This window comes from Pedobacter sp. MR2016-19, from assembly GCF_014947265.1.
Taxonomy (GTDB): domain Bacteria; phylum Bacteroidota; class Bacteroidia; order Sphingobacteriales; family Sphingobacteriaceae; genus Pedobacter.
Genome location: NZ_JADCNK010000002.1, coordinates 136982 through 162640 on the forward strand (window position 1 = coordinate 136982; position 25659 = coordinate 162640).

Below are 25659 nucleotides of genomic sequence, written 5' to 3' on the forward strand. Positions count from 1 at the left end.
TAACACAAAGCGACAAACTAATTCTACATATCTCTGTTGTTAATAGTATAAATTCAAGATCATGGCACCTTTAAAATTAAGCGAAGAACAAAATGCAACACTAGGCAACAAAAGCACCTTAGAACAAGTTAATGAACAGCCTTTAGAACTTCATCCCGAAGCGTATAAAGTAAAAGGCCCATCGCCTGACAAGATGAAGACGGTATCGTCATCATTAAGGAACTATGCTCACGGTTTGTACGGATTGTTGTAAAAAACGCCTCCCAAAAATCTCATCATACCAGATTATATAAAGCAGCCAGGATTTAATAAACCTGGCTGCTTTTTTATTGATTTGAAAGAAGTCAAGTTTTTAAAACTTGACTTCTTTGGATATATTGAATTCTATAGAAACTATTCGATTTGATGGTTGCAGGTGTAGAAGTATTGGCTTTGAATTTGATGCTGTTTAGCAAAATTGTCTTTGCCACCAAAAAAATCTAATACCTCTTCTCTTTTCAGTATTGTCTTTTTCTCGGATAAAATCGTTTGATAGGATGACCATTTGTAATGCTCAAATTCTGTACAAATGCTATGCTTCAATACATTTGCATGAATATAAATAACCAATTGATTTAAATGTACTTCATCAATAATTCTCACTCTTCGAAAAGGGTTGACAAATAAAGATCCAGACCTATCATTCTTCTTATTAAATGCCATAGCATAAGCAATGAAGAAATCTTTCATCTGAAATTCAACAGCTTCGCTATAACAAATTTCATTAGCCAAATATTTTTTCTGATGTGTTTTTAATGAATCCTTACTCAAAGATTTTAAATACGATTTAAGTTCATCTGAACTTGTATTTTTTATCAAAAAATGTGAGTGATTATCCAATAAGATATAAGCATACGTGTTTAAATAACCTGTAGAATACTGTGTATATTTTAGCAGAAAATATAACCTATTACCATCATCTTGAAATAATTTTGAGCCGCTAACGGATTTGCATATAATATGCATAAATTCATTTTCAATAAAATCTTCAATGTATTTTTCATTAATTGGCATAAATGAATTTATCGAATTTTTTTTAGAGCATCAAATTTTTATTAATTCAATTTGAAAGAAGTCAAGTTTTTAAAACTTGACTTCTTTGGATACAATTCCTACCTTACCCTTATGAAACAAAGCGCTGGAATATTGCTCTTCAGAAGAAAAGATCAGCAGCTAGAGTTTTTCCTGGTTCATCCTGGCGGACCGTTCTTTGCGAAAAAAGATCTTGGCTTTTGGACAGTGCCCAAAGGAGAATTAAATGAGGGTGAAGAAGCTTTAACGGCTGCCATCCGCGAATTTAAAGAAGAAACTGGTGAGAGCTTAACCGGCGACTTCATCGAACTAACGCCTATTGTGCAAAAGGGAGGTAAAAAAGTATTGTGTTGGGCAGTAGAAGGAGAACTTGATCCCTCAACAATTGTCAGCAATACCTTCGAAATAGAATGGCCGCCCCGATCGGGTAAAAGGCAAAGTTTTGCTGAAATAGATAAAGCCCAGTGGTTTGCCTATTCCGATGCAGTTAAATACGTTAATGAAAAGCAGATCGCTTTACTTGATGAATTAAAATCCAAACTAAGCCGTTAAGTCAAAATGTGAAATTTCCTTTTCGGCACCGTTAATGATTATCGAAATCTGGTGGTCGCCCAGATGAAATCTACGTGTGGTAATCAGCACAAATTTTTGTTTTCTGATGATGTTTATGGTTGCATCCACAGGGTAAACTCTCTCCGAAATTTTATATACTTTTTTGGTGTTCTGCCCATTTTGTTTTTTGTAGTAGATAGCGTATTCCAGTCTCACTTTTTGTTCAGTTGGATTTTCATTGAGAATAGAAAACGAAAATTCCAGGCTTTCGCCAATTTTAATCTGAGGCGTTAAGATTTTGAAATCTTTTAATAAAATTCCTGCATCATCTAAACCATAATGTTTAAGGATATCGGCATGGCCTTGTTTAAGTAATGTACGGCTGCCATGTTTAATAATGGCATCTGTTTCGACACTCAAACCCGACCAGTTTTTCGCAATGTTTAAAACAACCTGGGGATGATCTTTTGCAATATCATTTAAGCTATTTGCAACACTCCGTCTTACATATTCTGATGGATCTGTTTTAAGATTTTCTAGTATAGGTAAAATGGATGTAGGGTCTTTTTTCAGAAAGGGGATTCCCATAGCCCAGGGTAATCGCGGACGGCTGCCTTCGCTGGCTAATCTTCTCACTTTATGGCTTTCGTGCAGCGACCATTGCTGCATCCTTAAGATCATCTGATTTTCGTACTTTAATATAAAAGGACGCACCGCAAATTCGCAGCTTACAAACTGGGTTACAAACTCAAGGGCCTCCACAGAGACTTCGAAATCATCAATGCCATAGGTTTCGATATAATCAGGTAAAAACATATACGCCAGACCATCCTCTCCGATTCCCTGGATCCTTAATTGTGTAATTGTTTTTTTGATCAGCTCGATACTTTGTGGATAATCTTCGGGTAAAAAACCATACAAAACCTTCGATGTATGTTTCATCCGCTCTTTAAGTTCCTTTGATTCAAATTCAGGAATAAAAACCGCTTTAATAAATTTTTCCTTATCAAATTTTGGAATGCTAACCGCTAAGGCATTGCTTAAACGATCATAAAAAGCAGGAGAGTATAAATCTTTCAGTAGGCTGGCCATGTTTGCGTATTTGCTTTTGTGCTATCAAATTTTATTTGCGACCAATTTACTAATTATATTAGTATTATGGCGCTGCGAACTCGAAAATAAATTATTTCGCAGTAGTATTTTTACCAACTGCTAAATAATTTCAGCTTTTTCTTTACCACATTTGTTTATCATAAAAACAACAATATGAACACAACAAAAATAGGTTGGATTGGCTTGGGCAATATGGGGATCCCAATGGCGGAACAATTGATAAAAGCTGATTATGCAGTTACCGTTTATAACAGGAGCAAGGATAAAGAAACTGCTTTGAAAGAAATGGGTGCACTGATTGCCGAAACGCCCAAAAATCTGGTTAGCCAAACAGAGGTAGTAATATTAATGGTATCTGATGATGCTGCAATTGAACAGATTTTTAAAGGACCGGAAGGCCTTTTCAGCGCAGAAATTTCAGGTAAAATCATAATTAATATGAGTACCGTTTCTCCTGCTATTTCAAAAGAAATGGACAGGCTGTGTAAAGAAAAAGGAGCACAATATTTAGATGCGCCGGTTTCAGGAAGTGTAAAACAGGCAGAAACAGGAAAATTGGTGATTATGGTAGGTGGAGATGAGACTGCTTTCGGACAGGTAAAACCCATACTCGAAAAAATGGGTAAAATGGCAGTACGCCTGGGCGATACAGGTGCAGGTAATGTGGCTAAACTGGCCATTAATTCACTATTGGCTTTGTATACCCAGGGTTTGGCTGAAACCGTAGTATTTGCCAATCAGCAAGGAATTGAAACTGAAGACCTGCTTAATCTGCTCAATAATGGCGCTATAGCCAACATCTTCACCAAAATTAAAGGCGATGCCATTATAGCCGATAATTATAAGCCTGCTTTTGCCCTTAAACATATTGTAAAAGATTTAAACCTGGCCAAAGCAATCGGACTTGATTCACCTTTGGCCAAAACCGCATTAAATACTTTTGAGGCAGCAACCGCCAAATATGGAGAGGAAGATTTGATTGCCGTAATTAAACATGTTAAAGAGTAAAGAGATCTTTTTAATGCTAAAGGAATAACCATAGGAGGTTTTGATGCTTTCCTATGGTTATTGTATTTGAATAATTTAATCTAAATATTTATTAGTTATCGCTCTGTTCAGATAAGAATTCGAGTAGGTTTTTCTGCATTATACCGTCTTTATTTTGCCCGAGTATGATATCATTTAAAGTAATAACATATTTTGGATAGTTGTCTTCTATTTTTAAAAGATTTCCAAATTCCCTGGTCGCAGTGTTCTCACTTTGTATGGTCAGGCAAACTTGTATGTACATCTTTTTGCCGTTTTTTTCTGCCACGAAATCAATTTCGTTGTTGCCGAGTTTACCAACAAAAACATTAAAGTTCTGTTGTCTTAAGTGTAAGTAAACTGCGTTCTCCATTAATTTATGGATATCTGCCAATTGATTAAAACCGATAATGGCATTTCGGAGGCCTAAATCTTCAAAATAATATTTTTCTCCTATTTCAAATATTTTTAGCCCGCCCACTTCAGAACGCTGAACTTTATGCACAAAAAAAGTATTGCTTAATGCACGTAGGTAATTTATGGTTAGCTGGGTAGAAATATCCACCTTTTGGGATTTTAGATATTTGCTGATATTGTTGGCCGAAAATAAACTCCCTATATTATCTGCGAGATAGGTAACCAGATTTTCTAGAAAGGAGACATTACGGATGTTCTCTCTGGCTATAACATCTTTGAGCAATATTGTAGCGTAAACACTTTTAAGGTATTCATAGGGCAGGTTCTCTTCTAGCCCAATATTTGGTAAAAATGGCATTCCCCCATACTTAAGATAAAGCATAAGTGAGTCTGATTTATTTTCAAGCTGATGAAACTCAAGAAATTCGAGAAAGCTTAAAGCATGGATCTGAAAAACCATGTACCTACCTGATAAATGAGTAGCAAGTTCACCAGAAAGCATATTGGCATTGCTACCCGTACAATAAATATCGCAGGTATTTTTTGCCAGTAAACTCCGTAAAGTCCGTTCAAATTCTTTTACTTCCTGAACCTCATCGATAAAAAAATAGTTGTTTTTATCTGACGGGAATTTGTCTTGAAGATGGGCAGATAAATCTTCGTGTGTTTTAATGTGCGAAAAATCATCCACCTCCATATTGATGTATACAATATTGGCATTTTCATCGGTGGCCTTTATATTTTCAATCAACTCAAGCATAACATAACTTTTGCCTACCCGCCTTTGACCAGTAAGCACTTTTATCACTTGTTTATTGATAAACGGGATAATCCGATTTATATATGTCGGCCTTTTAATAAGTTTCATGTATATCGTATACTTTTATCAAAAATACAAAAAGTTTCATTTATATCGTATACTTTTATGTTAAAAGCAAAAAGTTTCATGTATAGCGTATAGTATTGAGAGGCTATATTTTTAATCCGCTAAAAGTGCTACATAAAATTATGGCTAGTAAAATTAAGGTGATTACAATATATAATTTACCCTTTTCGAATATAAAAGCAGTCAAAGAGAATATTATACGCATAATAGGAGTGATGATCAATAGCAATACGTGAACTGGGATAAGGAATTACAACTACTCCATCACCTGGACCTATTAACGATCCAGCCTGCCCTGCCAGGTAAACACCAGGGATTAAGTAAGGGTAAAAATTAAAATTGAAATGATATTTGTGATGATATTCAAATGGTAGTTGTTGTGGTTAATATTAATTAGCTTTAAATCAATATGTTAATTATTTTTATAAAAAATAAATAACCTAATATTTGTATCGTACGAAAAATATCGTACCTTTAAAATATGAAAAGTAATCAAACTGAAAATAATCTGCCTGAACCTACCAAAGCTGAATTAGAAATTCTTCAGGTGTTATGGGAGTTCGGTCCATCTACAGTTCGGTTTGTAAACGATAAATTGAACGAGCAGCGGGAGGTAAATTATACCTCAACCTTAAAGCAAATGCAGATCTTAACCGAAAAAGGGATATTAAAACGTGATGAAAGCCAAATGAAGCACATTTATATTCCTGTTGAGGCTGAGGAGAAAACTAAAGTTCAGTTGTTGGATCGTTTCGTAAGTACATTGTACAAAGGCTCTGCATCGCAGTTAATGATGCAGCTTTTGGGGAATGAGAAAACATCAAAAAAGGAAATCGAAGAGATTAAGCGGCTATTGGATGGCATGGACTAATTAACCAGAACAGATGCTAAAGAACCACAATAATGGAATTTAAATTAATCAACCTTTTGCCGGAAAACTGGCTTCATGCCCTTGGCGCTACCTTGTTCCACTCTTTGTGGCTTGGTGTAATTTTAGCTTTGCTGGCCGGTTTGGTCATGTTTACTACCCGTAAGGCAAGTGCTACATGGCGTTATAACCTGCTTACAGTATGTTTAGCTTTATTTGTTATTGCAATAGCTATCACTTTTTATCAGGAGCTTCAACAACCGGTTAACCATGGGCAGTCGCAGACTGTTCATCAAATCGGAATTAATCTGCCAAAGGCAATTGGAGATCAACAAGCGGTTACAAATGTACAGCAAGATATGTATTCTGGGCTAAACAGGATCCTTTCCTTATGGAATGCATATGCCTATCAGATTGTATTGGTGTGGTTCCTGATCATCTGTGGAAAAAGTATCCAATTAATGGTTGGTTTAAATGGTGTACACCACCTGCGTAATCATAAAACCTACGCTGCGGGTAAAAAATGGGATGAAAAATTAAATGAACTGGCTCAAAAACTGGGTTTAACCCAACAGGTTAAGGTGATGCAATCGGGTATTGCCCAGGTACCTATGGTAGTGGGACATTTTAAGCCTTTAATCCTTATCCCTTTGGGTTTGCTCAATGGTTTATCTAACGCGGAAGTAGAAGCCATCCTCTCTCATGAACTGGCACACATTAAGCGCAAAGATTACCTGGTAAACTTATTGCAGAGCTTTATCGAAATTGTATTCTTCTTTAACCCAGCGGTACTTTGGGTATCGCAATTAATAAAAACAGAGCGCGAGCATTGCTGCGATGATTTGGCCATCGCCTGTGTAAACGATCGCAAAAACTACGTTCAGGCCCTTATTGTGTGCCAGGAATTTAAGCAGCGTGCACCTGCTTATGCCATGGCCATGAACGGGAATAAAGGTAGCCTGCTGCACAGAGCAAGCAGGATGTTATTCAATACCAATTCAACTTTAAACAAAATGGAAAAGACAATATTAACCATCGCCCTGGTATCGGTAGTGGTTTGCAGTGCCGCCTTTAAAAGCGTTGGCCATGCAAAAACAGTTACCAAAAAAGAGATAAGCACTTCAACTGTAGCTTTGCAGGATACGACCAGGAAAAAAGCCAGGCCTGCTGAAGGAAAATCCGCAGATCAACTGGAAAGGGAGATCAATGCAAAATTGGACAGCCAGCTGAAAAAGCTGAATGAAAAGCAACAACAAACGAAAGAAGATATAAAGGCCAGACAAGCAGATGAAAAAGCCAGATTAGATGATGAAAAAGCTAAACAAGCGGATGAAAGAGCAAGGCTGGACGATGTAAAACAAGCTCAGGTAGACGCTAAGCAAGCTGTTATTGATGCTAAGCAAGCCGAACTGGACCGTAAGCAGGCTATTGCCGATGCTAAAATGGCCGAAAATGATTCGAAACAAGCCATTGCTGATGCTAAACAAGCTGCTGAAGATGCAAAAGAATACAGGAAATGGGCAAAAGAATATAAATCGAAAGGTTATGGAATAATACAAACGGCACCTCGTCCACCAAAGGCGCCAAAAGCTGCAGTTGCTGTGCCGGCAGTTCCTGCTGTCCCAGCTACACCTGCAAGCCCTCCAACCCCACCAACGCCGCCTGTTTATGGTGAAAATGGCAGTAACAGAACCAGTTCACAACGTACGGTTACCTCAAAAACCGTAACCAATGGTGATGGACATGATTATACAAACGATATCAATCGGGAATTGATGAAAGATGGTATCATCAGCAGCTCCAATAAACTATCATACAAACTCAATAAAGATGAGCTGATTGTAAATGGCGTGAAACAAAATACCGACATTCAGAAAAAATACAAAAAGAGGTTTTTGAAAAATGACAGTCACTCGCTGATGTATAATTTCCTGATCGAAAATAATAAAAACTAAATTCTCAAAGCGCTAATCCAATCCCACCATCATGAAATTTACACTCATGGCTTTTTTAGCCGTATGGATGAATATTGCCCTTACTTTTGCTCAAGCTCAACCGCCTACATCCAGAATTTATGGACGTGTATTGGATGCTGAAGGAAAAAATATCGACTTTGCTACTGTAGCCTTGCTAAAAGATTCGGTATTGTTCAAAACCACTTTCACTGAAAAGGATGGGTTGTTCAGTTTTGATCAACTGGCTTATGGGAAATATCTGATTAAAATATCGGTAGTTGGTGCGCCGATTTATAAAACCGATACATTGGTTTTGGATGCAAATCATCAGGTTGTAGCCTTGCAGGATATTAAAATGGTTACGGGTGCCAATAATTTAAAGGAGGTCAATATCTCGGGGCAAAAGGCCTTTGTTGAACGGAAGATCGACCGCACAGTGGTGAATGTTGATGCGCTGATTTCTAATGCCGGAACAACGGCTCTGGATGTACTCAGCAAATCGCCTGGTGTAAATGTTGATCAGAACGGAGCAATTTCGCTTAAAGGTAAAAACGGGGTGGCCATCTTTATTGATGATAAACCAACTTATCTGTCGGGTGCAGACCTGGAGAGTTATTTGCGTTCGTTGCCTTCATCATCGCTTGATCAAATTGAACTGATGACGAATCCGCCTGCCAAATATGATGCTGCAGGGAATGGAGGGGTAATCAATATCAAAACCAAGAAAACCAAAACCGCCGGCTTTAACGGAGGCATTAATCTGAGTTTAAATCAAGGCGAGCTAACGCGGTCGAACAATAGTTTCAACTTTAATTACCGTAAGGATAAGATTAACATTTTTGGTAACCTGAGCTACAATTTAAACAATAGCTTTACTGATCTCGACCTGAACCGAAAATATAAAAATGAGGATGGTAGTGCCAAATCCTACTTTAATCAGAATTCTTATTTCCGCAGGAATGGCAATACTTTTAATTTGAAAACCGGACTTGATTATTATGCATCAGACCGCACAACATGGGGGGTAGTACTTACCGGCATGAACAGGATTTCGAAGCAGGTGAACAATAATACCAGTAATCTATCAAATGCATCAATGCAGTTGGATTCGGTAATCAGGGCTGAAAATATCGATCAGATTAAGTATCAAAATGCAGGTGTAAATTTAAATTACAGGCATAAATTTAAACAGGCAGGACGAGAATTAACCTTTGATGCGGACTATCTGCTCTACAAAAATAAAACCGATCAAACGTATTACAACTTCAGTTACCTGCCTGGCGGAGCCTTAAAATACCAGGATATTTTAACCGGTAATCTGCCTGCAAATATTGATATTTATACGGCTAAAATGGATTATTCGCATCCACTTAAAAATAAATGGAAACTGGATGCAGGTGCTAAAACCGCCTACACCAAAACCGATAACATTGCCGATTACTTTAATACGGCAAACGGAAAAACCAGTGCTGATTACGAAAAGAGCAATCACTTTTTGTATGAGGAGAATATCAATGCCGCTTACCTGAACGTGAGTAGAGAAGGAAAGCGTTTTTCACTTCAGGCTGGCTTAAGGTATGAAAATACGGTTTCTAACGGGCACCAGCTAGGGAATCTGATCAAACCCGATTCGACTTTTAAAAGAACCTATAACAGTTTGTTTCCAACGGTTTATTTTTCTTATAAACTGGATACTGCCGGAAATAATGAGTTGGGCTTAAATTATGGGCGAAGGATCGATCGTCCGTATTACCAGGATCTGAACCCGTTTTTCTCTCCATTGGATAAATTTACTTATTATGTTGGAAATCCATTCTTAAAGCCATCATTTACACAAAGTTTAGAACTTTCGCATACCTATAAAAATAAAATTACCACCACTTTAGGTTACGGCTGGGTGAGGGATGAGGTGAACGAGACCATAGAGATTGTAGATGGTACCTATTACAGCAGGCCAGCTAATGTGGGCAAAACCACGGTAGCCAATGTTTCGGTAAATGCAGAGATCGACCTTACTAAATGGGTTAAACTGAATGCCTATGTGGAGTATGCAAAAATAGTTTCGAAAACAGATTTTTATACAGGCTTTCTGGTTACCAATGGAAGTTATTTAAAGGCAAGTCCTAATCTTCAGTTCAAAATCAGTCCGACGTGGAATGCTGAGGTCAATATGCGTTATCAAAGTAAACTATCTAACGTACAGTTTTTTTTGGGCGAAGTACATGAGTTTGGTGCAGCGGTACAGAAAAAACTTTCAGCAAAAAGTACGTTGAAATTAACCGCTAACGATATTTTCAGAACCCGTGTTTATAATGGTATAATCAATAACCTGGCAAATACAGAAGCAAACTGGGTTAACCGTCAGGATTCGAGATCGGTTGTGGTGAGTTATAGTTACCGTTTTGGTAAGACTTTTTCTACCCCTGCTAAGCATGAATCTTCTGGTGCCGATGCAGAAAAGAACAGGGTGAAGAATTAACTAAATAGATCGTCATCCCGATGTGGTAGCTATCGCATGGAGCGTAGCGTTATGGATCTGCTGTGATTTGTACCAGTTTCATATTGTTTTGACCACCTAAGCCACCTGAAGGAAGCTAAGTTTAATCCGAAAAAAAAGACAAATCAAGGACAATCAATTTCCGTGTTCTCCGAGTCTCCGTGGCAAAAAATAAGAATGGTTCGTGGGGATACGAACCATGGCTGCAGACGAGAAATCGTCATTGTAAAACCAATTTTTCATTGGTGTTTTTTGGAAAGCAATGTCTGTGGTGCTTAGGTTCCGCTAGTCCCGCCCTTTGCTTAATTCCGTGAAAGACGGAATAACGCTGTCGGTCGGGTTTATTTCACCCTAGACAGTAGTACTGTTCAAGCCCTTTAAACCCGATCGGAGCGAGATGCCGATTTCTTCAATCGGCAGAAGCGGGAGCGGGACTGTTTTAGCCGAAGAACTTCTGTAATTGCTTTCCAAAAAGATTAAAATATTAGCTTGCATCGAGCAATGGTGGGTACAGGCTTCTCTAAATACCAGATCCAATTTTCTAAACAAACTGATTCAATACCAATACCCCAACAAGACCTAAAACAGAAACCAAACTTTCCATCATGGTCCAGGTGCTAAAAGTTTCTTTCAGGCTTAGGTTAAAATATTCTTTAAACATCCAGAAACCGGTATCGTTTACATGCGAAAACATTAAACTTCCGGCGCCGACTGATAATACCATTAACTCAGGCGATGCTCCCGGGCCGATTAGCGGGAGTACCATGCCTGAAGCAGTTAATGCGGCCACTGTGGCCGAACCTAAAGTTACCCTGAGTGATGCGGTAATTAACCAAGCGAGTAATAATGGCGATAAATTTAGGCCGCCAGTGAGTTGTTTCACCGTTTCGCCCATACCACTATCAATTAAAATCTGTTTAAAGGCACCGCCGGCTGCAATAATAAGGATTATCATGGCAATGCTTTTAACCCCTTCAGCACAAGATTCCATTGCTTTTGTAATGGAAGTTTTTTGAAGTGCCAGTGCAATAATAACCGAAATTAATAGGGCCGCGGTTGGATCGGCTAAAAATATAAAAAGTGGTTTACCTATATAGTCAATTTTAAAACTGCTGCCTAGTGTTCCGGCAATAATTAAAAATACCGGCAGCAATGCAGTAATGAAACTCCTTGGAGCAGATGGGAGATTTTCTTCTTCACCAATGCTGAAGTTCTGCATAGTTACCGATTGATTTTTTTTCAGAATCAATCGTGGAAAATAGATTCCGGCGATAACTGCAATAGGTACGCTTAAAGTTAAACCGTAAATTAATGTTTTACCAATATCAGCATGGAAAATACCTGCCAATGCAACAGGTCCCGGGTGAGGGGGTAAAAAGCCATGTGTTACCGAAAGGGCAGTAGCCATTGGGATACCGATGTATAATTTTGATAGCCCTGTTGCGGCTGAAATAGCAAAAACCAAAGGAATTAACACCACGAAACCAGCATTGTAAAACAAAGGAATCCCCACTAACAAACCGGTTAACAGCACGGCCCATTGAATGTTCTTTTTACCGAAGGCCCCAATCAGTATGAAAACGATTTTTTTGGCTGATCCGCTATCTTCAATCAGTTTACCCATCATCGCACCGAGCGCCAAAACCATTACCATACTGCCCAGTGTGCTGCCTATACCATTGCTAATGGAACTCATTACTTTTGTGGCGGGCATGCCTAATAAAAGACCAGTAATAATTGCCACCGCAATCAGAGCAATCATTGGGTTAATCTTTTTCAAGATCAGTACGAAAAGCAACAGGATGCCGAAGAGTAGGATAAGTAATGACATTTGGTTAGGGTTTAGGTAAATGTGATTAAATGTAGCTTTTACCACAGATGCACACAGATAAACACCGATTTTAATATTATCTGTGTCTATTTTTCATTTTTTAGCGCTTTTTACTTTTTAACAGTAATTGTCCGTCCGGTAACAAGGTTAAATTCGTAAACCCGGTAAAGGCCGTCATCACTAATTTCTATATTTTCTACCAGGCCTGTTTTGCTAAAGGTATCGGTTACCATATCGCCAATTTTTACATCTTGAAGAATGTCGTTGGGCGTATCATTATTTAATCTGATCATAATCGTAAAAGTATCAATTATTAGTAAAACTTGTAGGATTGTTTTAATCCGTTGTTGAGCTTTTGTAGCTTGAACAGCAATGGGAATGACAATACCTCGAGACTATACCTGCTTAAACTTTCCTGTTTTTACTTTTATGAATAAATCATTCTTCAGCTCTAACAAGCGCAGAGGCAATCATCAAAGAGAAAGCTGGTAATGACGCAATGTCGTGGTTTGGTTCCAAAGAACGGTCGTCATTCTCGCGCAGGCGGGAATCTTAAAGCTTACGGCATTACGGTTCCTGTTATTTACTTTTATGAATAAATCATTCTTCAGCTCCAGCAAGCACAGAGACAATCATCAATGAGAAAGCTGGTAAATGATGCAAAATAGTGATTCATGAGGACACGAACCATGGAATCAGAATTAATATATTGCTCTGTTTTCTCTGGTCCTTTCTCTACCTTCTCTGTGGTTAACGCTTCGCACCAAACGCTGCCCGCCCTAACTTTCAGTCCTTAAAATCTTCAAAGGAGGCTGGTTCAGAATGCTTCTTGTGCTCAATACACCGGTAATTACCACAAGCAATACAATTGAGCCAAACAGCAATAAGGTTGGTACAAACGGAGGCACAAATGCGGCATCGAAAGTAAATTTGGCCAATGCCCAGCTTCCACTGATGGCTAAAATCAATCCGGCACCGGCTGCAAAAGCGCCTAAAAAGAAATATTCGATCGCGTTTATGGCTAAAATCTGCTTTCTGCTCGCACCCATCGTACGCAATAAAATGCTTTCTTTTATCCTTTGGTTTTTACTGGTTAATACCGAAGATATTAAAACAATCCAGCCGGTTACCATACTAAAACCAGCCATAAACTGGATCACAAATCCGATTTTACTTAAAAGTTCATCCAGGAGTTTCAATACCAGGTCTAAATCGATGACGGATACATTCGGGAATTTTTGGACTACCTCTCCCTGGAAACGAGCAGAAACTTCGCCCGATGGCACCCTGGTCATCAATACATGAAACTGTGGTGCTTCTTCGAGTACGCCAGCAGGAAAAACGACCCTGAAATTGGTCTGCATGCGGCTCCAGTTTACCTCCCTCAAACTGCCCACAACTGTCGGAATCATCATGCCCTGAACGTTAAAAAGGATTTTATCATTTAAACCGACGTTAATGGACTGGGCATAACGCTGATCCAGTGAAATATAAACCGTTTCATTGGGCTTTATTTTTCGGGTCCATTTACCCGATGTAATTTTCTCTGCTGCGGTTAAAGTGTCCTGATAAGTAGCCCTGATTTCGTTGCGGTAAGCCCTTCTGTTATTGGTGTCAGCACTGGCTTTCTTTCCATTAATTTCTTCTATCCGCATGGTAATTACCGGTACCTGGTTCATTAATGGTAGCTTGAAAGCTTTGGTTAAACTGTCTAATCCTTCTTTTTGAGTATTCTGGATATCGAACATTACCATGTTGGGCTGGTTAGCACCTGATGAAAGCGTAACGCGGCTCATTAATATGCCCTGAACAAAAAATAGTGTGCAGATAAAAGCGGTTGATAAGCCAATGGAAACCGTAAGCATTAAAGTCTGGTTGTTTGGGCGGTAAAGATTGGCAAATCCCTGTCGCCACAAATAGCTCGATGAGTTGGGCAAGAGTTTACGCACCAGGAACATCAATAATTTAGACAGTACAATGAGCAGTACAAAAGCAATAGCGATACTCAAAGTAAAGGCCAGTGTTTGTACCCAGGTTTTCATCTGCAAATGGGTAAATCCGGTAATAAAGGCAGCCATAAGCAGGTACACCAACCAGGTGAGTGGATCTCTTTTGCCCTCTGCTTTTTCAAAAGATATCCTGATGGCGTTTAATGGTGAAATTTTTCTGACCGACAGGAGTGAGGGGAGCGCGAAAAGGATCGAAATAATCAGTCCTAATAAAATTCCCTGACCAACGGCTGGCCACGAAACCTGCATGGTAATTTCTACCGGCAGAAAATCTTTCAGCACCAATGGAAGCAAAAACTGTATGCCCGTACCTAATATTGCTCCTAAAACAGCAGCAGTTAATCCAATAAAAAAGACCTGGATGAGGTAGATTAAAAAGGCATGACGAGATTTTAATCCTAAACACCTTAGCGTAGCAATTGCACTTAATTTTTCCTGGATATATACGTGGATAGCGCTACCTATACCAACACAACCCAGCAGCAAAGCGATAAAACCGGATAAAGCCAGGAAACGGTTTACATCTTTAAACGATCTTCCGGTCTGTTCTTTAGTAGATTCAACGGTATCGGTATCAAAACCTTCTTTCTCCAGCTGTGCATCCTGTTTTTTCACCCAGGCATCGATGCCAGACGGATCGTTATACCTGAAATAAAATTTATTGTTGATGCGACTTCCGGTTTTAATCAGGTTGGTTTTATCGAGAAGCTGCAGTGGAATATAAACCGTTGGTGCAATGCTCGAGCCGATCCCGGTTTGGCCTGGTGCTTTGGTTAATGTGCCTAGAATTTTAAAATTTAGATCGCCGACTTTGACTGAATCGCCTACTCTGGCATTAAACTGCAGCATCAGGGTTTGATCTACCAAGGCATTCCTTCCAGTTTGAAAAAGTTTTGCTGCGCTTAGCGGAATGGTTTCTATCGTGCCATAGTAAGGGTAATTCCCTTCTAGGGCTTTCATTTGTACCAAACGACTGCCTCCGCCTTTCTGGAAATAGATCATCGAAGCAAAGGTTTTCTCCTGCGAGCGTTCATCGCCAAGTGTATCGAGCATTTTCTGCATCGCTTTGCTTACACCTTTGCGGCTATCCAATACCAGATCGGCACCGGTAAGTTCTTTGGCCTGTGCATCGATATCTTTTTGGAGGTTATCTTTAAAAGAATATACCGCCACAAGAGCTGCAATGCCTAAAACAATGGATGAGATAAATAGAAATAAACGTGCACGGTTTTTCCGGCTATCCCGCCAGGCCATTTTAAACAGCCAGGAAAATTTAATACTTTGTTTCGGGAGGCTATTAGGCATAAGTAGGATTTTCGTCTGAAATGATTACGCCACCTTTAATTTTGATGCTTCTTGATGTTCTGGCTGCCAGTTCAAGGTCGTGGGTTACGATGATCAAAGTGGTTCCGGCATCTTTATTTAAATCAAAAAGCAGTTTGATTACTTTCTCGCTCGTTTCCGCATCGAGGTTTCCGGTCGGCTCGTCGGCAAAAAGGATGGCTGGCTGGTTAGAGAATGCCCTTGCGAGCGAAACCCTTTGCTGCTCTCCACCCGATAATTGAATAGGATAGTGATGTGAACGGTCAGCAAGCCCTACTTTATCCAGCAGTTCTAGTGCATGAGCTTTAATATTTTTTGCGCCCCTTAACTCTAAAGGAACCATTACGTTTTCGAGCGCAGTTAAAGTTGGTAAGAGCTGAAAATTCTGAAAAATAAAACCTACATATTGGTTTCTCACAGCGGCTCGCTCATCTTCATTGAGTTTTTCCAAAGCAATTCCATTGAGTTCAACGGTTCCGCTACTGGCCCGGTCTAAACCCGCACATAAACCGAGCAGGGTGGTTTTACCACTTCCCGATGGGCCGGTGATGGCCACAGTTGATCCGGCCGCGATAGAAAAATTGATGTTATCCAAAACGGTGAGTTCCCGTCCGGCACTTTGGTAAATTTTGCTTACATTTCGGATGTTCAATATGCTTTCCAATAGCTGATTTTTTAGGGTTTGCGTATAGATTTTAGCCAAACATAACAGGACGTTCCCTGTTAGATAATGGTTAACGATAATTAGATATAGATTTATTAGATATGTTACGAAAACGATTAATGGGCCTATTTGTTTTGAGCCTGATCCTCTTAAGCTGTGGAAACCAACAAAGTAAAAGCAATACAGATAAAACTTTAGATTCGGCTGACCAAAAAGTTTCGGTTGCTGCGGCGAAAAAGAAAAATATCCTCTTTTTTGGAACCAGTTTAACGGCCGGTTATGGACTCGATCCAACGGAAGCTTATCCGGCCTTGATCCAAAACCGGATCGATTCTTTAAAAATGCCTTACAATGTAATCAATGGCGGTTTAAGTGGCGAAACTTCTGCAGGTGGAAAAGGAAGGATTGATTGGTTGCTTAAACAGCCTGTTGATATTTTTGTGCTTGAACTCGGGGCAAATGATGGTTTGCGTGGATTGCCCGTAGCACAAACCATTAAAAACCTTCAGGCGATCATTGATCGTGTAAAAGCCAAATATCCCGAAGCAAAAATGGTTATTGCAGGCATGCAGGTTCCACCGAACATGGGGGCGAAATATGCAGCAGATTTTAAGAACATTTTTCCCGACCTGGCTAAAAAGAATCAGATGGCCCTGATCCCATTTTTATTGGATAAAGTGGGGGGGGGGCCTAAATTGAACCAAGCCGATGGCATTCATCCAACGGCAGAAGGGGATAAGATTTTGGCGGAAAATGTTTGGGTGGTATTGAAAGGTTTGTTGTAAGCTTTCTCAGTTTTTAACCACAAAGATCACAGAGAAAAAGCACAGAGGGCACTGAGCGGGGTGGACTAAGTTCTTCATCATCTAGGGATAATTGCCTTTTGGTAATATTAAATTGGCCGTGAAAAGCCGCAATGACAACCTTTCTATAAAAATGGCAAAGAACTGCTATTATAATTCTCACTCCTGCCTAAAACTTTTTAACGTTCCATTATTATTAAACTGGATATCATATCGCTCACGGGTGCCGTTTATCGTTCTTGGTGCCCAGCGCATACCCTTATCCCAAATGGTGATATAAGCATCTGATGTTGGCTTTGCGCCTTCAACCTGAGCAGCCTTAGCATTATAAAGCTGTAACAACCGGTGTGCGTCTGCAAAATGCATTCCACTTAAAGGGAATGTCCGGCGTTCGATATCTGTGGCCAGTACGGGTTTAGGCGCAGACCATGCTCCATCCCGATATTCGTAAGCATCAATATATTTTGGGTTTACAGGATGTTGCAACATCAGGTTTATGGATCCATCCTCATAAAAGTGAATGGATTGATATAACAAAATTTCTTTACTTTGGTACTGTGGCAATTTTTTCAGTTGATCTTCTGCCTTTTCTAGTGCTGCAGCACTTAATATTCCTTTTTTAGCTTTTACTACTGATTTTTCTGTATCAATGTTTTTGAGGCCGCCTTGTGGCATCTTCATTTCTTTTAGAAACTCTTTTACCCTTTTTTGTATTTCATTGGCTGCAGAAGGATCATTCTTTTGCTTAAGTAATTCAATGTCGTGGAACATCTCTTTTGCCTTGAGCTCCATTTCAGGGGTTTTAATTGTGTCGCCGTTTATCACTATCGTTTTTTCCTGCCGGCGCTGTACAGAAGTGGTTGTACTGGTTTTAGTAGTTCCTGTATACTCGCCATTTGTACCAAAGTGATTTTCTTTATTATATTTTTTGGCTAAAGAATCGTTAGGGTGAAAGGTCTCATCTACACTTTTGGTGATCTGTCTGCAGCTCAAAGTAAACAAGCTGAAGAGTACAATCAGGCTATAAAATTGCTTTATGTTTTTCATCAGAATTCTCTTTCAACTTGATTTAAATCTTTCTCGAAAGCAGCATGCTGCGGATCTTCTTTGAGGTAAAAAATAGAAACATATTCCTGTTTGGTAAGATCCAAATCAAGTAAGTTTACAATCCTTTTGATATTTACCCTGTGTTTTTGGTAAAACTGATCTGTAAATTCGAGATGAAAATTGATCATGGGCTGCTCGTTGATGTGGGTTCCATTTTGGCTGGCTTTTAACAATCTGGCGTTAGTTTGCGTACCTCTAAATTTAATCAGGAAAAATTTATCAGATTTGCTGTTAAACTTTCTGAGGATAAAGGTTCCGAAACCACGGTAAAGAAGAAGCGTAAATGCACAGGTTAATAAAGGATGACCAATACACATAAAACGCCAGCCCATGCCCTCACTTTCCGAATCATAAGAATAAACATAATAAGCAACAACAATAGCAGCAAAGCTTAGCCAGGCCAGGTTAGCAAGAACAATAATCATTTTCCTCATGCTTACTTCAGTAGTGGCAAAAATAAAATAAGGGGCATCTTTTATCTCTTTATCTAACAAAATACCGACAGTTTTGCCAACTTCGTAACGGCGTTCGTAGGGTTTTGCATCGTTTACTGAAGTTTTTACAGTAATAGTACTGCCCACCAGATTTTTAAACTGCAGCGTAAGTTCATAGCTATCGTAAGCTGCTCCCGGTTTCAAAATTTTTGCCGATTTTAATATTTTGGCCTCACGTGGTTCGCCGGTGGCTTTAAGTTTTTCTATATTCCGTTTGATCAAAAAGTTACGGATTACCCATTTCCGGTAATAACCAATTAACAATACGGTCCAGAGCAGGATAGATATGGCAAGCAAAGCAAGCGAATACCATGGATTGCTGTCCATCAGGTTGGGCATGTTTTCGCTTTTGATCATGTAATATAAAAACATGGGGAATGGGAAAGCGAAAAAAAACATATAAATGCTCCAGAATATCGAAAGTCCTTTGCTGATGTTGTAGTTCATTACTGTTTATTTAATTTTAATGTTTTGTATTGTTCAAAACTTTGGTTCATAGAAGAAATCGATGATTCTTTGATCTGTTACCGTTAAACCGAGTAATGATAGGAGCTCTTTTTGTGTCATGGGATGGATGTTAGGTTTCTTAGTTTATCATAAGCTATGGTAAATTATTTTTTCAATTTCCGTTAAAATCTCTGTTTCAAATGTCTCTTGTCTTATTTGGCTTTTGCGGTTAGTACCAAAGGGTTGACTAATAGCGAGCTTTTGCCATATTTATTCTGTTTATGCGATAAGGCATAATGTAGCAGGCCATCTTCTTGTACATGAAGGATAAACACGTCTTCAAAAGCCATAATTTTACGGGTAAATAATCCAGGGATTTTTTTAGATACCTGTCTTGTGTATTGATCAAAAATATAGGTAACATTAAAATGGAAGATGAAATCATAAAGTGCTGTTAGCGCCGATACTAAACCAATGGCCATTACAGCCCAGTGAGTATCATGGTAGAGATGAAGCATAGGCGTTACCACAAATATTCCTACCGCAAGGAAAGTAAAAAATAAAATCTTGCCTTTGTAATCACGTTCAGGCTGAAAACTTAAACGCCCACTTTCTATTTTTAGGTTATATCCTGTCATAATTAGTGTTGCGATTTTAATTTTGTGGCAAGCCCATTATTGTACTTACTTCTTCACTAAGTTTTTGCAGAGGTTTTGCGGTAAATAAAGTTTGTGCCAGTAAAATATGTCTGATTTTATTGCCCTTTCTCATTACCATAATGGCCTGAATACTTACAGTAATGAAATAGCTTTTTTGTTTTGATATGAGGAAATGGTCAAAATCATCAAAACTATAACTGACAGGAGTGCTGAAGAAAAACGTTTACGTTGTATCTCACGATTGTGCTGATCAAAAGCAATAAGGCCTGTTGTACGCAAGATGCCCAATAGGCCTATAAGGGCGAAGAAAGTAACATATAAAAATGTTGCCCTGCTGGTGCTGTATATCAATATGGCTATTATGGCCGCAACACAACCAAAAGTAATGGTGTAAAAAAGTCCTTTTTGTACTTTTAGCTTATAAGTATTCCCTTCTTGTTCGAAATATTTAAATGTTTGCATGTTGGTTTAATTGCTTGAAAGTGAATTTGATATTCTGTAATGTCGATCGTTCTTTTTAGTTCTCATTAAAATACTGTCCAAACCATTTATCAAAGTTTTCTTTGTGTTTTTCCTGGGCAGTTTTAATCAGACTGTCAGGTTCTTCAACCTGCCCGAGGTTATAATCGCCTTTCATCCATTTTAAATATTCGCCTAAATCTTCAGGCTCTTCATAGCTGTTGTCATCTTTATAGAAATAAGTTTGATCATATTCCACCCAGATTTCGGTACCGTAGGTGAGTAGATGCAGCAATTTCAAAATATTTTCTGCCACTACATGTACGCCACCTTCATCGCCAAAAACCACGATGGGCATCTGGTTTAAGGGGTTGTTCGTTTCATCGTTCCAAATGGCATAAAATGAGCCTGTACCATTGGCCTGGGCAAAAGGGAGTAACCGGTTTAAAAAATCTTCATCTTCGCTCCAACTCCGTAGTCCTGATTTATCGTCGATAAAAACACCAAAACCATTCGAATAATTTTCGAAAGAGGAGATATTATTCTGGAAATAAATCAGTTTTTCAAGTTCGACAGGGATTTCACTTAAACCTAAATTTTCTTTAAAATCTATTATGTTTATCATAGGTAGGTTAGTTAATGATAGAATTATTAATTGAAAGAATGAGTGAAGAAGCAACAACTAAAAAGGCATCTTTTTTACTTCGATACCATTATCCTTTGCATAAGCTTCTGCAATGTCCCAAAGCTTATTGTATTTCTGTACAAAGGCATCATAACTTTTATTATCCATTTCGGTTATGGCCACATTGATATCGTTTTCTGGTGCATGGCTATCAATCATCTTTGCAACCTTCATGTGGTCGGTCTCATAGCTTTTTAGCACAAAGGCATAAAGATCAAGTGCCGCATCGATCATTGGTTTTGTTTTTTTGGTGGGTTGTAAATCTTTTATCTTTTTTACATTAGCCACTATTGTTGCGATCGAGTTATTTTTAAGATATTTCTCACAGGTATTAAAATCTGGCGTGTTTGCGCCTCCCTTAATGTACCTTAGATAAGTATTGAAATATTGCCCGCCAAAACGCGATATGGAATTGGTATTCAATGCTACCCGGTCAAAATATTCTTCGGGTGTGTTTAATGAAAATTCGCATGCGGTGATGGTAAAGACCATCACCATTAGCATGACATTTTTGATGTTGAGGCGCATAAACTTCTTATTAATATTTACTAACGAATGAAGACTTGTCTTCAAACCATTTACCAATAAGTGGAATAGGTTTTAATGCACCATTGGCTGCATTGATAATCCCTATGATCCAGAGAATGATAAATGCATAGCCCACAAATCCTAAAAAGGATAAAGCAGGTACTATACTGGCAACGATGGTAAAGGCTATATTGAAAATAATACTCACAATAGCAAGGCCTAATGACTGTCTTAAGTGGTATTTAAGCAAAGTGTCAGCTTTATCTTTTCCAATAAAATAAGCTACTAACCAACCGATAATGGTAATGTAAGAAACGATTGAAAGGGTTTTGTTGTCCATGATTTCTGTTTTTTAGATTAAAAATTATTTGATTCAAAGTTGGGGCTAATCAGCAGGTTTTTAAAACTTTTGCCGCCTACAGAGCATCTACTACATTTTAGAAAAACGTCTACAATACATCTACAGGTTTGCTTAATGTGTTGTTTTGCAGTGTTTTGTTGATTTGTTTTATTTTGGTTTTTCGTCTACAATCATATCCGCGTTTCAATCTTTATATTAATTTTACGATATGAAACACCTGGCTCTGAAAAACATAATATTCTTAATAGGCATATTTTTTTGCTGTTTTAAGGCTGGTGCGCAGACTATATTGGATAGTACAGCGCTCGGTAACCTTAGTGAAAAGGATAAACCTGCCCTGCTCTCCCAGCTGGCAGAGCGGAGCAGGATCAATGGCGATTATATGGGGGCTATTGCAAAGGCGCAACAAGGAGCTGCTTTAGCTTTAAAGTTCAAAAACTTAATCGAAGCCACAAAGGCTTATACCGTTAAGGTGAGTGTGTATGCTACTACTAAACAATTTGTATTAGCAAAAAAAGCAAGTGATAGCACTTTGTCCCTCGCACAGCAATCACGCAAGCCCATTGCACTAGCCTACGCTTACTATGCGCAGGCCTTATTCTATAATGCCATTGATAATAGCGAGCAGATTACCAAATACTGTCAGCTGGCACTGAAATCGTTGGGGAAAGAACCTGATCCTTACCTCAGTGCCAAGATATATTATCAGTTATATATGCTCAACTCGCGTCGGGATGACGTTAAAAATGTGAACAAATATGCACAGGCTGCAACTGAAAATGCCTTAAAAACTACCGATTACAACCTGTTGAGCAATTGTTACATCGCTTTATCAGTTGCTGCCGATTATAATTATGCCAATACAAAAAAAGAAGTTTTCCGGGATAGCATACTCTATTATTTAAATAAAGCAGAAAGTCTTTATCAGCAGTATCCTAAGTACGTCGCCAGAAAAACGTATAGCATTGCCTGTATTAACATTGCCGATTATTATTTAAGATATTTCTCTGATACAGATCAGCAGGCAAAAAACAATGCTATCCGGTATGCGAGTTTGGCCAACGAAGTAATGAAAGCGGCAATAAACGGTGAGGAAATCAGGGCAAGCAGTTTGGGGATTTTAAGCGAATATGCCAAGAGAGACAAAAACTTTGTAATGGCAGAAGCCTATTTGCAAGAGGCTTATAGCGTAATGATCAGCAAAAAGGTGCCTTATTATTATACTTTAATTAATGTAGTAACTGCGCTCTCAAATTTTTATGAGCAAAGGGGAAACTATGAAAAAGCACTCGAATTCCAGAAAAAAACGACAGAATACAGTAATAAACTCTTTGATGAAAAAAAGACCTTAAATGCCCAGAAACTGGAAGTCCAGTACGAGGCCGAAAAAAAAAACAATGAAGTAAAACTGTTAAAGCAGAGTGAGCAATATGCGCGGCAGCAAAAGTATCTTTATATCGGTATTGCAATTGCTTCAATATTGGGCCTGATATTTATGTTCCGTTCTTACCACTTCAGATTAAGGTATTCGTTACAGCGCGAAAAGCAATTGCATTTGGAAAAACAGGATGCTGAACTGCAGATGAAATTTGAAAAAGAAGAGCAGGCGAGGTTAAAGGCAGAACAGCTATTATTGGAAAGCCAGCAGCAACAATTGCAGAAAGAAGTTATGGCCAACCAGTTACAGCTGGAGCATAAAAAGGAAATGCTTTTTCAGATCAAAGAAAAACTCAGCGATAACCATCAGCTCAATATCAATAAAATCTGGAACGAGGAATTGCTTTTGGATAATGATTTTGAAGAAGCTAAATTTCAGATCCAACAGGTACACCCAGAATTTTTTTCTCAGCTAAATCAAAGGGCACAACAAAAACTTACCTCGCTTGACTTAAAACTCTGTGCTTACCTCCATTTAAAAATGGATACCAAAAAAATTGCCCAGTTGATGCATATCGAAGCCAAAAGCGTGCGTATGAGCCGCTACCGGATAAAGCAAAAGTTGGGTTTGGGTAAGGATGAAGACCTGAAGCTGTTCTTGCAGGATATGGGCTAGTATGCTCTTTAGGGCATTAATCCAAGTGGTTGACAGAATTAAACTGTTTTTGTATTTCGGCTAATTTCTTTTCTTTTTTATTGATTTGTTTACGTATTTCCAATCTGGAATTTAATAATTGCCCTAGCTTTGTTGTTGCACTATCCCGCAACTGCTCCTTAATTGCTTTATTATGGGTTAGCTGCTGTATGCTAATTTCATTGCGATCAAAAATTTCCAGCTGTTTAACAGCTTCATAATAGCTGACTGCTGCTTTTTTTAAAGCATTGCCATATTTGATATCATTTGTTTCTGCAGCATTTATATTATTGATAATCTTGTTGAAAGCCTGTTCTTCTTCATCAACCATCTGAAGGGCACATTTAAAATCGCCATCAATCACACATTTGAGTTTTTTTTCGTTAAGGCCGTTTTTGCCTACCATCATATTAAATACAGCCCTTTCAGTGTTTTTAAGTATTGTATTTAGCTGTACAGCTTTTTTTGACTGGCAAGAGATTAAACTTAAAATCAGCAGCGCTAAAAATATATTTCTTCTTATCATAGCTTTTAAATGATTTAGTCTTCAGAAAGTTCAGCTATTATTTCACCAGTCCTAAATTTTCAATATTATTTCCGGTTCAGGTCGGTAATTAAAAGGGGGTTATCCTTTTTCAGGTTTTCGATCAGTTCTTCAACAGCCCCGATAGTGGGATTTTTTTTTAGTTCTTCTACTTCAGCATCAGTAATGCCCACCAATTGGAGAAAGCTGAGTTCGCCATGAGGGGTGTCAATTTTTCCCAGTTCCGGATCCAATGCAAAAACAAAACCCGTTATTTGGGTATCAGTATTTAATCTTATTGGTCCATTGGCAGGGATGAAGTGGTTCTCTTCAAACCATTTACCGCTCGAAAACACATACCTGGCTAAATTATTCATCACCTGTATAGCCCAGATGGGATCGTTTTCATCATCTTTAAATGGCGCTAACCTAAACGTAAATTCAAAACCCCACTTGCTAAACTCACCACCAGCCTTTTCTTCGTTATAATACAATTCGCTCATGCCGTAACTGATGATGTGACGGTGAAAGCTTTGGTGGTTGCTATCATAAATACTGGCACCATCTATCGGGTCGGTTCCGCCAGCCACATAATGGATTCCACACAAAGGAGGGTAATGGCGTGCTTCAGAAGTGCCATAAATTTTTTCCAGTTGATCATCTATTGCCTGCCATCCAGGGGTATCATCGGTTGGAAACTTTTGTCTGTATTCTTCAGTGGTCATCATAAGGTTGATTTAAATTTAAAATGCTTTCAAAGATTTTGCCATTTTACTTTTATATGGGGCTGCTACAGTTTTACAAAGATGTTTTATGTTCTGGGAGTAAAGTTGAATTTCCTTTCAAATACTTTTCCAATTAGTGGAACAGGCTTCTCTAAACCATTATTGGCAGTTACTATGCCCAATAACATCAGAATAAAAGGAAGCAATAAAATAAAGTAAAAGACAAACCCCAGGGAAGGAATTATGGCCAGAATTATACTGCTTAGGACACTCAATAAGATGGAGGTAATAATAATCCCAAGCGACTGACCCAAATGATAATTGGCCAGGGAGCTTTTTTCGGTCGATTTTTTAAATTCCAGGTAAGAAATAATCCATCCGATGAGTGTAATATAGGCAACTATTGCAATTGTTTTCTGTTTCATAGGTTTAAATTTTAGTGAATTGAACAATACAAAATTACCAGTGCCTTTTTGCTCCACCAAGAAAAGGGAACCTACACTGCGACTACCAATTTTTGAAATGGTGTCTACAAGGAGACTACAAAAACCCTTTGAAACAGTTAAATTTCAATTATTTGTTGTA

26 protein-coding genes are annotated in these 25659 nt (G+C 38.5%); 8 read left to right on the forward strand and 18 right to left on the reverse strand.

Translation table 11 applies throughout. The features are described 5' to 3' along the window. Nucleotides 1–61: 61 nt before the first annotated feature. Nucleotides 62–253: a hypothetical protein gene (locus IM793_RS02895; protein WP_113947856.1), complete on the forward strand. Its 192-nt coding sequence runs from the start codon at nucleotides 62–64 to the stop codon at nucleotides 251–253. A 140-nt stretch (nucleotides 254–393) separates the two neighbouring features. Here IM793_RS02895 and IM793_RS02900 read toward each other — a convergent pair whose 3' ends face one another. Further along, nucleotides 394–1053, reverse strand: coding sequence for a hypothetical protein (locus IM793_RS02900; RefSeq protein ID WP_193419660.1), 660 nt, complete (start codon nucleotides 1051–1053; stop codon nucleotides 394–396). A gap of 111 nt (nucleotides 1054–1164) precedes the next feature. Between IM793_RS02900 and IM793_RS02905 the strand changes: the two genes are divergently transcribed. Then, entirely contained in the window at nucleotides 1165–1623 is a 459-nt protein-coding gene (locus IM793_RS02905; RefSeq protein WP_193419661.1) for an NUDIX domain-containing protein, read from the forward strand. Here IM793_RS02905 and IM793_RS02910 read toward each other — a convergent pair. Beyond that, complete coding sequence (locus tag IM793_RS02910) at nucleotides 1612–2715, reverse strand: DNA alkylation repair protein (RefSeq protein ID WP_193419662.1); 1104 nt, start codon at nucleotides 2713–2715, stop codon at nucleotides 1612–1614. The two genes, IM793_RS02905 and IM793_RS02910, sit on opposite strands and share 12 nt — an antisense overlap. A gap of 174 nt (nucleotides 2716–2889) precedes the next feature. On the opposite strand from IM793_RS02910, the gene IM793_RS02915 reads away from it, so the two are divergent. Next, nucleotides 2890–3744 (forward strand): NAD(P)-dependent oxidoreductase, encoded by an 855-nt coding sequence (locus IM793_RS02915; RefSeq protein WP_193419663.1) that lies wholly within the window; start codon nucleotides 2890–2892, stop codon nucleotides 3742–3744. 91 nt (nucleotides 3745–3835) lie between these two features. On the opposite strand, the gene IM793_RS02920 is transcribed toward IM793_RS02915, so the two are convergent. Both IM793_RS02920 and IM793_RS02925 read right to left on the reverse strand, forming a co-directional pair. Next, nucleotides 3836–5047, reverse strand: a complete 1212-nt coding sequence (locus IM793_RS02920; protein ID WP_193419664.1) for an ATP-binding protein — start codon at nucleotides 5045–5047, stop codon at nucleotides 3836–3838. Between the two features lie 103 nt (nucleotides 5048–5150). After that, nucleotides 5151–5294, reverse strand: a complete 144-nt coding sequence (locus IM793_RS02925; RefSeq protein WP_227256117.1) for a DUF1634 domain-containing protein — start codon at nucleotides 5292–5294, stop codon at nucleotides 5151–5153. 252 nt (nucleotides 5295–5546) lie between these two features. Here IM793_RS02925 and IM793_RS02930 point away from each other — a divergent pair, with 252 nt between their 5' ends. From IM793_RS02930 to IM793_RS02940, 3 genes are read left to right on the forward strand one after another with little or no spacing between them, the layout of a single operon-like run. After that, nucleotides 5547–5936, forward strand: coding sequence for a BlaI/MecI/CopY family transcriptional regulator (locus tag IM793_RS02930; protein ID WP_193419666.1), 390 nt, complete (start codon nucleotides 5547–5549; stop codon nucleotides 5934–5936). A 32-nt stretch (nucleotides 5937–5968) separates the two neighbouring features. Next, a complete protein-coding gene (locus tag IM793_RS02935) occupies nucleotides 5969–7888 on the forward strand; it encodes a M56 family metallopeptidase (protein WP_193419667.1) in 1920 nt (639 codons plus the stop codon). Nucleotides 7889–7919: 31 nt separating this feature from the next. Next, the gene (locus IM793_RS02940) at nucleotides 7920–10367 is read left to right on the forward strand and encodes an outer membrane beta-barrel family protein (RefSeq protein ID WP_193419668.1); all 2448 of its coding nucleotides are present in this window, start codon (nucleotides 7920–7922) and stop codon (nucleotides 10365–10367) included. Between the two features lie 559 nt (nucleotides 10368–10926). Here the strand turns inward: IM793_RS02940 and IM793_RS02945 are convergent. From IM793_RS02945 to IM793_RS02960, 4 genes are all read right to left on the reverse strand, one after another. Continuing rightward, nucleotides 10927–12216 carry a gluconate:H+ symporter gene (locus IM793_RS02945; protein WP_193419669.1) on the reverse strand — a complete coding sequence of 430 codons (1290 nt, stop codon included), beginning with the start codon at nucleotides 12214–12216 and terminating at the stop codon, nucleotides 10927–10929. Nucleotides 12217–12326: 110 nt separating this feature from the next. Continuing rightward, entirely contained in the window at nucleotides 12327–12509 is a 183-nt protein-coding gene (locus IM793_RS02950) for a hypothetical protein (RefSeq protein WP_116249314.1), read from the reverse strand. Between the two features lie 486 nt (nucleotides 12510–12995). Further along, on the reverse strand, nucleotides 12996–15530 hold the full coding sequence (locus IM793_RS02955; protein ID WP_193419670.1) for an ABC transporter permease: 2535 nt from the start codon (nucleotides 15528–15530) through the stop codon (nucleotides 12996–12998). Then, nucleotides 15523–16212 carry an ABC transporter ATP-binding protein gene (locus IM793_RS02960; RefSeq protein ID WP_187593378.1) on the reverse strand — a complete coding sequence of 230 codons (690 nt, stop codon included), beginning with the start codon at nucleotides 16210–16212 and terminating at the stop codon, nucleotides 15523–15525. The genes IM793_RS02955 and IM793_RS02960 overlap by 8 nt, the downstream gene beginning before the upstream one ends. A gap of 101 nt (nucleotides 16213–16313) precedes the next feature. Between IM793_RS02960 and IM793_RS02965 the strand changes: the two genes are divergently transcribed. Continuing rightward, nucleotides 16314–16997 (forward strand): arylesterase, encoded by a 684-nt coding sequence (locus IM793_RS02965; RefSeq protein ID WP_193419671.1) that lies wholly within the window; start codon nucleotides 16314–16316, stop codon nucleotides 16995–16997. Between the two features lie 177 nt (nucleotides 16998–17174). Here IM793_RS02965 and IM793_RS02970 read toward each other — a convergent pair whose 3' ends face one another. The 7 genes from IM793_RS02970 to IM793_RS03000 all read right to left on the reverse strand — a co-directional run bounded on the left by IM793_RS02970 (nucleotide 17175) and on the right by IM793_RS03000 (nucleotide 21734). Further along, complete coding sequence (locus tag IM793_RS02970; RefSeq protein ID WP_193419672.1) at nucleotides 17175–18062, reverse strand: hypothetical protein; 888 nt, start codon at nucleotides 18060–18062, stop codon at nucleotides 17175–17177. Then, nucleotides 18062–19063, reverse strand: coding sequence for a hypothetical protein (locus IM793_RS02975; RefSeq protein WP_227256118.1), 1002 nt, complete (start codon nucleotides 19061–19063; stop codon nucleotides 18062–18064). Before IM793_RS02975 ends, IM793_RS02970 begins: the two co-directional genes overlap by 1 nt. 212 nt (nucleotides 19064–19275) lie before the next feature. Beyond that, the gene (locus tag IM793_RS02980) at nucleotides 19276–19701 is read right to left on the reverse strand and encodes a hypothetical protein (RefSeq protein WP_193419673.1); all 426 of its coding nucleotides are present in this window, start codon (nucleotides 19699–19701) and stop codon (nucleotides 19276–19278) included. A 153-nt stretch (nucleotides 19702–19854) separates the two neighbouring features. Continuing rightward, nucleotides 19855–20184: a hypothetical protein gene (locus tag IM793_RS02985; protein ID WP_193419674.1), complete on the reverse strand. Its 330-nt coding sequence runs from the start codon at nucleotides 20182–20184 to the stop codon at nucleotides 19855–19857. A 55-nt stretch (nucleotides 20185–20239) separates the two neighbouring features. Continuing rightward, a complete protein-coding gene (locus tag IM793_RS02990; protein ID WP_193419675.1) occupies nucleotides 20240–20806 on the reverse strand; it encodes a hypothetical protein in 567 nt (188 codons plus the stop codon). Nucleotides 20807–20863: 57 nt separating this feature from the next. Then, the gene (locus tag IM793_RS02995) at nucleotides 20864–21394 is read right to left on the reverse strand and encodes a hypothetical protein (protein WP_193419676.1); all 531 of its coding nucleotides are present in this window, start codon (nucleotides 21392–21394) and stop codon (nucleotides 20864–20866) included. Between the two features lie 10 nt (nucleotides 21395–21404). After that, on the reverse strand, nucleotides 21405–21734 hold the full coding sequence (locus IM793_RS03000; RefSeq protein WP_132400116.1) for a DUF4870 domain-containing protein: 330 nt from the start codon (nucleotides 21732–21734) through the stop codon (nucleotides 21405–21407). Nucleotides 21735–21963: 229 nt separating this feature from the next. Between IM793_RS03000 and IM793_RS03005 the strand changes: the two genes are divergently transcribed. Next, nucleotides 21964–23808, forward strand: coding sequence for a hypothetical protein (locus IM793_RS03005; protein WP_193419677.1), 1845 nt, complete (start codon nucleotides 21964–21966; stop codon nucleotides 23806–23808). A 16-nt stretch (nucleotides 23809–23824) separates the two neighbouring features. On the opposite strand, the gene IM793_RS03010 is transcribed toward IM793_RS03005, so the two are convergent. The 3 genes from IM793_RS03010 to IM793_RS03020 form a co-directional block, all read right to left on the reverse strand. Next, complete coding sequence (locus IM793_RS03010; RefSeq protein WP_193419678.1) at nucleotides 23825–24157, reverse strand: hypothetical protein; 333 nt, start codon at nucleotides 24155–24157, stop codon at nucleotides 23825–23827. Nucleotides 24158–24417: 260 nt separating this feature from the next. Then, entirely contained in the window at nucleotides 24418–25077 is a 660-nt protein-coding gene (locus IM793_RS03015; protein WP_227256119.1) for a suppressor of fused domain protein, read from the reverse strand. An 83-nt stretch (nucleotides 25078–25160) separates the two neighbouring features. Then, a complete protein-coding gene (locus tag IM793_RS03020; RefSeq protein WP_193419679.1) occupies nucleotides 25161–25499 on the reverse strand; it encodes a DUF4870 domain-containing protein in 339 nt (112 codons plus the stop codon). Between the last annotated feature and the right edge of the window lie 160 nt (nucleotides 25500–25659).